The 6,000-nt window shown below is 72.2% G+C and carries 6 protein-coding genes; 2 read left to right on the top strand and 4 right to left on the bottom strand.

All coding sequences use genetic code 11. The features are described from left to right. Positions 1-113: 113 nt before the first annotated feature. The 3 genes from ABZ098_RS44360 to ABZ098_RS44350 form a co-directional block, all read right to left on the bottom strand. The gene (locus ABZ098_RS44360) at positions 114-434 is read right to left on the bottom strand and encodes a LysR family transcriptional regulator (protein WP_356600686.1); all 321 of its coding nucleotides are present in this window, start codon (positions 432-434) and stop codon (positions 114-116) included. 100 nt (positions 435-534) lie between these two features. Next, positions 535-912 carry a hypothetical protein gene (locus ABZ098_RS44355; protein WP_356600684.1) on the bottom strand — a complete coding sequence of 126 codons (378 nt, stop codon included), beginning with the start codon at positions 910-912 and terminating at the stop codon, positions 535-537. Next, a complete protein-coding gene (locus tag ABZ098_RS44350; protein ID WP_356600682.1) occupies positions 909-2,729 on the bottom strand; it encodes a class I adenylate-forming enzyme family protein in 1,821 nt (606 codons plus the stop codon). The genes ABZ098_RS44355 and ABZ098_RS44350 overlap by 4 nt, the downstream gene beginning before the upstream one ends. A 370-nt stretch (positions 2,730-3,099) precedes the next feature. On the opposite strand from ABZ098_RS44350, the gene ABZ098_RS44345 reads away from it, so the two are divergent. Further along, entirely contained in the window at positions 3,100-3,615 is a 516-nt protein-coding gene (locus tag ABZ098_RS44345; RefSeq protein ID WP_356600680.1) for a shikimate kinase, read from the top strand. 302 nt (positions 3,616-3,917) lie between these two features. Here the strand turns inward: ABZ098_RS44345 and ABZ098_RS44340 are convergent, their stop codons facing one another. Beyond that, entirely contained in the window at positions 3,918-4,610 is a 693-nt protein-coding gene (locus ABZ098_RS44340; protein ID WP_356600678.1) for a ScbR family autoregulator-binding transcription factor, read from the bottom strand. Between the two features lie 188 nt (positions 4,611-4,798). Between ABZ098_RS44340 and ABZ098_RS44335 the strand changes: the two genes are divergently transcribed. Further along, entirely contained in the window at positions 4,799-5,770 is a 972-nt protein-coding gene (locus tag ABZ098_RS44335) for a ScbA/BarX family gamma-butyrolactone biosynthesis protein (RefSeq protein WP_356600676.1), read from the top strand. Positions 5,771-6,000 lie beyond the last annotated feature (230 nt).

Genomic DNA, 6,000 nt, shown 5'->3' with positions numbered 1-6,000 from the left:
TCATGAGACGGCCGGTCCCCTCGGGGACCGGCCGTCTCATGTGGGGGGTGTGGACCGTCTCGAGCCGTGCCGTGCGGAGGGGGCGGCTGGCGGACGGATCGGGCGTGGGGGGCTCAGAGCAGGGCGCGCCGGGGCGTCAGACGCCCCTGGCGGTGGCCCGGGCGGTGTGCCTGCTGCGCGGCCTGGGCGACCTCGCGCCGGGCGGCCTCGGCGATCTCGATGATGTGCTCGGCGTGCGGCAGCAGCCGCAACCCCGCCTCGGTGAGGGACAGTTGGCGTCGGCTGCGGTCGAACAGCTCCGTCCCGACGGCCTCTTCGAGGTTCTTGATCTGCGTGGTCACGGTCGACTGGGCATAGTGCAGGTTCTTGGCGGCCCGCGTGAAGCTCAACTCCGCCGCCACCTCCTTGAAGGCCCGCAACTGCTGGAACTGCATGACACGGCCCCTTTCTCCGGCCACGTTCCCCCGAGGCCACATAAGATACCAGCTTGCCTGTTTTTTTAAGACCCCTCGTGCACCGCGCGGGGACCGCCGCTCAGTCGGCCATCGCGGCCGGCGACATCAGGTCCCGGGCGATCTGCGGCAGCACCCGGTCCAGCAACTCCCCCTCGCGCACCGCCCCTTCGACACCACGCGGCACCTCGTCCACGGCCACGGCATGCGCGTACAGGGCGGGCAGATTGCGCTGGCAGGCCGCGAGCACGGCACGCCGCCCGGCGATCTCCTGCTGCGGCTCGAGCGGCACGTAGGCCACCACGACCGCTTCGCCCAGCTCGGGGAGTTCGGTGTGGACCACGGCGCACTCGCGCACGCAGGACAGTTCGAGCAGCTCCCCCTCCAGGGCGAAGAAGCCGCTCTCCCAGTCGGTGTCCGGGGCGTCCTCGTAGAGGTCGGGGGCGTGGGTGACGCTCATGCGGAGATCTCCTGTTGCACGCTCTGCTCCAGTTGGAGATTCAGGGTGATGATCGGAACCACCGCCTCCAGCAGCTCCGCGGTCCGGATCCGGCCCGTGGGGCTGTAGGGGATGTGGTCGACCGCGATCACATGCGCCGGGATCGAGGGAACCCGGCGGGCACAGGCGGTGCGCAGCGCGGTGTACCCGGTGGTCTCACGTCCGACGGCGACCGCGATGAACGGCACGACGAGCGCGTCGCCGAGCGAGGGAAGGCTGACCCGCACCACGGCGGTGTCGCGCAGGCAGGGCAGGTTGAGCAGGTCCGACTCCAGGCGGAACAGCGCGGCGTCGAGGGCGCGGTCGCGGGCGGGCGACGTCACGCCCGAACCGCGCCCGGTCACGGTGAGTCGGCCCTGCTCGTCGAGGACACCGAGGTCGTCGGTGACGAAGAAGCGCTGCTGGCCCGCGCCCGCGTCGAGGGTGACGAAGGCGTCCTCGGCCTCGGGGCCCCCGGGGTCCTCGAGGTAGTCGTCCATCACATGGTGGCCGGCGACGGCGACCCGGCCGGGGCGCCCGGCAGGCAGCACAGCGCCGTCCTCGTCCAGGACCGTGACCGTGGTGCCGAGCAGCGCCCGTCCGGTGCGCGCCCTGGCGACCTGCGACTCCTCCGGGGTGAGGATCGCGCTCAGTCCGGTCTCGGGTGTCGTATGGGCCAGGTGCAGGACGGGTCCGAGCCGCTCCCAGGCGGTGTTGACCGTCCAGCGGCCCACATGCCGGCCCGGCGTGATCACGCACCGCAGCCGCCCGGTGTGCGCCAGCGGGGCGGAGGCCGGGTGGGCCAGCAGCCGGCCGAGCGCGCCGGGGTCGATCACCGCGGTGGTGACCCGTTCGGCGGTGACGAGCGCGGCCACGGTCTGCGCGTCCTGCGTGGCGTCCAGCACCACGGTGGCGCCGACCGCGAGCAGGGTGCGCGCCAGTTGCAGGGACAGCGGCATCCACAGCGGTGCCGCCACCAGGTGGGTGTCGTGCGCGTCGAAGCCGAACTCGTCGACCAGGTCGATCAGTCCACGTCCCTCGGCGGCGGCCCGGCGCACCGTGATCCGCGGCCGCCGCCCGCCGGGTACGACGCTGAGGAACTCCCGGTGCAGCGGCTCGGGCAACCGCTTGAGCGGCTCGCTGTCGAGCAGTCGGCAGAACGGGAGCGCCGTGTCCGGCGCGCCGGACGCCTGCGCGCTCCGGGCCGCGCCCCGCACGTGCTCCTGCCCGTCCACGCCGGGTACGGCCTCGCGTTCGCCCTCGGCCGGTGTGTGCGTGTGCTCGGCCCCACCGGCCGTGCGTCCCTGCCCGTCAGGACGTCCCGCGGCTCCCGCGGCACCTTGGTCTTCGGGGCCGCCCCGTGCGGGCCGTGCGGGCCCCTGCGGCCCGGCCTCGTCCGCCGCCGTGGCATCCAGCAGGATCCGCAGTGCCCCGGGTCCGCCGGGCCACGCGCGCTCCTCCAGCAGGGGCCGGTGCTCCGCGGTGAGGAAGACCGCGCACGGGTCGAGCAGGGCGAGGACGGCGTCGAGCCGGTCGGGCTCCTGCGCGGGGTCGAGCCCTGTGCAGGGGATGCCGAGCGTCGCGCAGGCGGCCAGGGCGACCGTGAGCTCCCGGCTGGGTCCGGCCAGGAACACCGCGCGGGCGGGGCTGACCTCGGGCAGCCGGCCCACGAGGCCGGCCGCGACCCGCTCCACCGCGTCGGCGAGCTCCGTCCAGGACAGACGCGTCGCGCCGTCCACGACGGCGATCGCATCCGGGCGGACGGCCGCATGACGGCGGATGTCATCAAGCTTGATCATATGGCTTCTCCGTGGTCGGTGAGCCCGGGCTCCGACGGTCCGGCCCCCGTCGCACGCCACGCCGGCGCGCCGGGACACCGGGCGCCGGGCCACGGGCGGGCACGGAGGCGGATCAGGCCTCCGCGGGAGCCGGATCAAGACAAACAAACCCGCATGCGGGTTTTCCATGGTTATCGGAAAGTGCGATGACAGGGCGCCGCCGTGTCAGGTCGCGTCCCGCGGCACGCCCAGGGGCGCCGACAATCCGAGGGGCGGCCCGCCGGCCCCGACCCACGGAGGACGCCTTGCCCGACAACAGGCCCGACCACTCTGCCCTCTCCCCCTTCCCGCCCCCGTTCCCGCGCCGCACCCCACCGCGGTGGGGGCGGGCATGAGGCCGGTCGCCGTCCTCGTCGGCCTGCCCGGAGCGGGCAAGTCGACGGTGGGGCGGTTGCTGGCCCAGCACCTCGGGGTCGGCTTCCGGGACACCGACGAGGACATCGAGCAGCGCACCGGACGGTCCGTCGCGCAGATCTTCGCCACGTACGGCGAGCACCGCTTCCGCGAGCTGGAGAGAGCCGCGGTGCGTACCGCGCTCGCCGAGCACGAGGGGGTGCTGGCGCTGGGCGGGGGCGCCGTGGTCGACCCGGTCACACGCGCGCTGCTCACGGGCGGTCCGGTGGTCCATGTCGATGCCGGGGTCCACGAGGTGCTGAACCGGCGCGAGGCGGTCACGGGCCGCCCGCTGCTCGCCGGAAACGCCGCAGCCCGGCTGCGGGAACTGGCCGCGCAGCGCGCGCCGTTCTATCGCGAGGTCGCCCGGGTGAGCGTGCCCACCGGGGGCCGCGGCGTCGCACAGGTCACGCTGGCGGTCCTCCGCGCCCTGTCCCTCCACCCGGCCCGTTGACCCGTCTCACCCGGGCACACCCCACGAACCGAGCCAGGCCCGTACGCCGCTCGGTCCGGCCGGCCCCGGACACGGCGGCCCGGCCGACGCCGCCCGACCGCACGAAGGATCCGGCATCCGGTCCGGTCGGGCGACGGCGAATGGGAACGTGCCGGGTCCCCCGCCCCGACACGAGGAGTGCCGGGCCCCCCGCCCCGACACCCCCAACACCGCTCTCCTCCTCTACGGCCGGCTCTCCTTCCCCGCCGGCAGACCGGCCCGCGGCCGAGGACCCGTCGCCGGTCTCCCCGGCCGCGGGCCGTTCATCCAGCGACCTGCTGTTCGGCCTGCGCCTGCTCCTCCTCCATGCGTTCGACCCTGGCCATCAGCCGCTTGCCGCGGTCGGGGGTGACATCCAGCTGCCGCAGGGTCTCGGGGGTCGCGATCGCGCGCGCCATCCCCTGGTAGAGCACCCCGATCCGTTCCTCCAGATCACTGCGGTCACTCATCACCTCCGACATCAGCTGCACCCCGCTGAACGCGCCGACGATCATCTGTGCAGCGTCGTTGACGTCGACGTCCGGCAGCAGCTCGCCCCGCTCCTGCGCCTCGGTGAGGATCCTGGTGTGCACATCGATCCACGCCTGGTACGGAATTCGGCGGTTGATCTCGTGCACCTGGTCCACCGCCAGCCGGATACTGCCCTGCAGCATCCGGTCGAAGGTGAGGCGGTGCGCCACGAGCAGCCCCACGTCGAGCGCGTCCTGGAGCTTGACCGTACGCTCGCCGGGCGGCACCTCGAGGTAGCCGATCTGCCCGCTGACCTGTTCGTCCAGCACTGCCTGGGCGAGTTCCACCTTTGATGCGAAGTGGAAGTAGAAGGCTCCCTTCGTCACCCCGCATCGCTTGTACACGTCGAAGATCGTGGCCCCGGCGTAACCGTGATCGGCGAACACCTCTCCGGCTGCCTGCAGGATCGCTTTCCTGGTCCTGACCGCACGCTCCTGTCGCGCCACGCGGCCTCCCATCTGTGCCCAGCCGCCTGGGGGGGACGGCACCCTGTGCGTGCTCCGGCGGGTTTCTCCCACTCATTGAAAAACAAACCCGCATGCCTGTACCTTACCGACCGCGGGGGGGGATGAGCCATACCCCACTCGGCATGCACCTTCACCGACGACAAGAAGAGGCAATGACCTTGAGTGCTATGGCTTCGAAGATCCGGGACGTCCACACGGGGGCGCACCGCGCCGTATTCCCGGAGATCACGGCGGGGGAACTGCCGAAATTGCCGGTGCTGCCGGTGAACAGAACGCTCGTACACCGAGCGAATCTGCACGATGTACTGCCCACAGAACTGACACGTCACGACGACACACATTTCACCGTTTCCACACGCTGGCCGCGTGACCACCGGCTCTTCGTCACGCCGGACGGCCGCTACACGGCGTCACTCGTACTGGAGACGATCCGGCAGGCCACGCTTTTGGTCTCGCACGCGGAGCTCGGTGTTCCGCTGGGGCACCACTTCGTGATGTGGGAGCTGTGCCACCGGCTCGACGCCGAACTGCTGACCTGCGACGCGACCGCCGAGGGCATCACGCTGGATGTCGACGTGACGGAACTGCGCCGACGCGGGGCCGTACCGGCCGGTGTGGCGATGGAGATGACGATCCGGATGGGGGGCCGAACCGTCGGCTCCGGCTCCATCCGTTTCAACATCACCTCGCCTGCCGCCTATGAGCGAATACGCGGGGCCCTGCGCACGTCCGACGACCCGGCCTTCGCAGCCGCGCTGCCCGAGCCGGTCGATCCGCCGACCGTCCACCACGTCCAGGAGTGCGACGTGGTGCTCGCGGACACCGACACACCCGGTCGCTGGCAGCTGCGGGCCGATCCGGCCAACCGGCTCTTCTTCGACCGGATCAACGACCACATACCGGCGATGGTCCTGGTCGAAGCCGCCCAGCAGGCCGCGAACCTGCTCGTGCCCTGGAGCCGGTTCGCCCCGTCGTCCTCCGAGATGAACTTCAGCCGGTACGTCGAGTTCGACGCCCCCTGCTGGATCGAGGCCCACCCCTTCACCGCCGAGGACGGAACGACCTCGGTCAGCGTCACCGGTCACCAGGACGGGCAGCTCGCCTTCGTGATCCGGTTCGTACGCTCCGCCGCCCGCTAGGGCATCGCGGCACCACGCCGCTTTCTCGCGCGAGGCTGCCCGGCAGGGCCGCCGTCCCGCTCTTCGACGGAACCGAGCCGCCACCGCCGTACAGGTCCGTGAACGAGCCGCTTTCCCGGGTGTTGGCCTGCCGGCCTGCCGGCCTGCCGCCGGCCCGTCACAGGGCACATCCCTCAGCGCGGCACCCGTGACCCCGGCCCGTCGGCCCGTCACCGTCCGTGCCACGGCCA

Origin of the sequence: Streptomyces sp. NPDC006335 (assembly GCF_040612795.1) — a bacterium.
Classification (GTDB): Bacteria; Actinomycetota; Actinomycetes; order Streptomycetales; family Streptomycetaceae; genus Streptomyces.
The sequence above is the reverse complement of the archived record's forward strand: the minus strand, read 5'-3'. Positions and strand labels throughout refer to the sequence as shown.

What these genes read in the sequence shown, in the direction of transcription:
- ABZ098_RS44360 (WP_356600686.1), bottom strand. Translation starts at nt 434, where the DNA reads ATGCAGTTCCAGCAGTTGCGGGCCTTCAAGGAGGTGGCGGCGGAGTTG.
- ABZ098_RS44355 (WP_356600684.1), bottom strand. Translation starts at nt 912, where the DNA reads ATGAGCGTCACCCACGCCCCCGACCTCTACGAGGACGCCCCGGACACC.
- ABZ098_RS44350 (WP_356600682.1), bottom strand. Translation starts at nt 2,729, where the DNA reads ATGATCAAGCTTGATGACATCCGCCGTCATGCGGCCGTCCGCCCGGAT.
- ABZ098_RS44345 (WP_356600680.1), top strand. Translation starts at nt 3,100, where the DNA reads ATGAGGCCGGTCGCCGTCCTCGTCGGCCTGCCCGGAGCGGGCAAGTCG.
- ABZ098_RS44335 (WP_356600676.1), top strand. Translation starts at nt 4,799, where the DNA reads ATGGCTTCGAAGATCCGGGACGTCCACACGGGGGCGCACCGCGCCGTA.